This is a genomic window from Bradyrhizobium sp. P2_E8 (assembly GCF_056403875.1).
Genome location: NZ_JBFUES010001083.1, coordinates 1 through 2,332 on the forward strand (window position 1 = coordinate 1; position 2,332 = coordinate 2,332).

4 protein-coding genes and 1 pseudogene are annotated in these 2,332 nt (G+C 67.1%); 2 read left to right on the top strand and 3 right to left on the bottom strand.

What is annotated here, in order from left to right; translation table 11 throughout:
* Window positions 1-234: pseudogene (locus tag AC1D00_RS36930) on the top strand (ubiquinone-dependent pyruvate dehydrogenase); the annotation flags it as partial.
* Here AC1D00_RS36930 and AC1D00_RS36935 read toward each other — a convergent pair.
* On the bottom strand, window positions 231-596 hold the full coding sequence (locus tag AC1D00_RS36935) for a hypothetical protein (RefSeq protein ID WP_404558757.1): 366 nt from the start codon (window positions 594-596) through the stop codon (window positions 231-233). The pseudogene AC1D00_RS36930 and the gene AC1D00_RS36935 sit on opposite strands and share 4 nt — an antisense overlap.
* 68 nt (window positions 597-664) lie before the next feature.
* On the bottom strand, window positions 665-1,588 hold the full coding sequence (locus AC1D00_RS36940; RefSeq protein WP_027547124.1) for a PaaI family thioesterase: 924 nt from the start codon (window positions 1,586-1,588) through the stop codon (window positions 665-667).
* 147 nt (window positions 1,589-1,735) lie between these two features.
* Here AC1D00_RS36940 and AC1D00_RS36945 point away from each other — a divergent pair, with 147 nt between their 5' ends.
* The gene (locus tag AC1D00_RS36945) at window positions 1,736-2,053 is read left to right on the top strand and encodes a hypothetical protein (protein WP_027547125.1); all 318 of its coding nucleotides are present in this window, start codon (window positions 1,736-1,738) and stop codon (window positions 2,051-2,053) included.
* 39 nt (window positions 2,054-2,092) lie between these two features.
* Here AC1D00_RS36945 and AC1D00_RS36950 read toward each other — a convergent pair.
* Window positions 2,093-2,332 (bottom strand): amidase family protein (locus AC1D00_RS36950; RefSeq protein ID WP_477014062.1); only part of this gene is annotated, 240 nt, incomplete at its 5' end.

Genomic DNA, 2,332 nt, shown 5'->3' on the forward strand with positions numbered 1-2,332 from the left:
TTCGCGAAGCGTGTCGAGGACCCCGGCGAGCTCCCGGGCGCGATGAAGGAGATGCTGGCTCACAACGGGCCGGCGCTGCTCGACGTCGTCACCGCCAAGCAGGAGCTGTCGATGCCGCCGACCATCACGCCCGAGCAGATCAAGGGTTTCAGCCTCTGGGTGCTGCGCGCGGTGATGAACGGCCGTGGCGACGAGGTGCTGGATCTCGCGAAGACCAACCTCTTGCCGCGCTAGCCCCGCTTCACCGAAGGCGCGGGCAGCCGCTCGTGGCGGTGCTGGAAGCGCTGCCAGTGCAGGACACCGCCGATCAGCAGGGCCGGCACGAAGCCGAGCACGATCAGGAAATGCGGCAGCTCCTTCGGCGAGATGAAGGCGATGGCGATGTCCGAGATCAGCCACAGCGCGGCGAACATCACCGCGAAATCCGTGCGCGGGCAGCGCAGATAGTAGAACACCGCGGTGATGACCACGGCAGGCCCGATCGCGATGCCGATCATCACCGCGGTCAGCTCCTTCGGCGTCAGAGCGTCGAGCACCATCGACGCCAGCAGCCAGAGCGCGGCGAACATGGCGACGATGTCGAGCGGATGCCGCAATCCAATACCTCTCGCAGGAACCACGCTATCGTTGTGGCCCGGTCCCTCGCCGTCAAGGGAAAATACGCCTATTCCTCGTCACTTCCGGGCGTTGGCCGCAGCATGAAATGGCCGAAGGCGGTGGCGATCGGCTTGTCCGCGTCGTCCTGCCAGGCCCGCGCCTCGAAGGCGACGATGCGTCGGCCCTGCTTCACGATCGAGACATTGGCAAAGCTGTCGAGCGCGCGGCCGGAGCGCAAGTAGTTGATGGTCAGCCCGATCGGCTTGGGCGGCGCGGCGGCGCCGAGCTCGCGCGCCACCCCGATGATCGCCGTGGTCTCGAGGAAGGCGCCGGTCATGCCGCCGTGGATCGCGGGCAGGATCGGGTTACCAATGATCTTCGGCGAGAACGGCATCGTCAGCGTGCCGTCGTCGTTGACGCGGATGCCGAGGCAGCGCGCGAACGGGCTGCGGGCGAATGGGCCATCCGGATCCTCCGGCGCCTCCAGGGTCGGGATGCTGCGCGAATCCATCCTGCGGTCGGCGAGCATGTTGGTGCGATTGGCGCCGATCATGAAGCAGGCGGTCGCGGTCGCGACCGGATCGTCCTCGGACTCCTGATACGCGGTGGAGCGCACGAAGGCGATCGAGCGCGTGGTGCGGTAGCAGATCGAATGCGCCTTGATGTCGAGGCCCGGCGTCGCCGGCTTCTGATAGTCGATACGCAGGTCGAGGGTTGCGATCGCGCGCGTGCCGTCGAGCGCGAGCTGCACCGCCATGCCGCAGCTCTCGTCCAGCATCGCGGTGACGACGCCACCATGCAGCACCCCGGTCTCGGTGTCGCCGACGAAGACGGGGCGGTAGGGCAGGCTGGACCAGGCCTCGCCGGGTGCGAAGCGGTCGAGCTGGAGCCCGCTGATATGGCCGTAGTCGGAGCGGCGGCCCTTGATGGCCTCGGCGAGTTCCTCGAACGGGAGCGTGGCAGGCAGGCTTGGCGTCGATGAGCTGGACATGGCGATGTTCTAGACCAGTGCCGGGCGCCGCGCAAAACCCCGAATACGCGTCATGTGGCAGGTCTGCCGGCGGTTGGGCCTCGACAGGGCGGGTCGAAGCGCCGATGGTGGGCGCTTCGTTCGTTCGACTAGCCGCAAGGAGCGCTTATGGCCGACCCCGAAACACCCGGCACCAATCAGGGGCCGGTCACCATTTCGAGCTCGAGCTCCGAGCGGGCGCCGATCATCTATTTCGACGGTGCGTCCTGTTTCGGCCATCACAACGGCGCGATCCAGATCGAGCTCGCCGCCAACCTGCTGATGCCGGTTGGCGCCGCGGTCAGGGTCGACGTGATCCAGACCGCGCACTTGCGTTGCAGCGTGGCCGCGGCGCTTGCCTTGCGCGAAGCGCTCGACAAGGCGCTGGCGATGTACAAGCAGGGGCAGCAGCAGCCGAATGAGGAGATCCCGGCGGTGAAGAACTGAGGCGGCATCGCGGTCGCATGTCGCCGCGATCGCAGCTCCTCAGCTCACATGCACCTTCGGCTTCCTGCCGCCGTTCCACTTGCCGTCGAGCGCGCGCTCGATCTGGGCGGCGAGTTGCAGGAGCAGGCCGTCATTGGCCTGCTTGGCGATCGCCTGGATGCCGAGCGGCAGGTCGTGGTCCTGGCTTGCCATCGGCATCGAGATCGCCGGCATGCCGCAGAGATTGGCGAGCGGCGTGAAGGCGAAGAAGCGCCAGAGATTGCCGAACCAGTCGAGCAC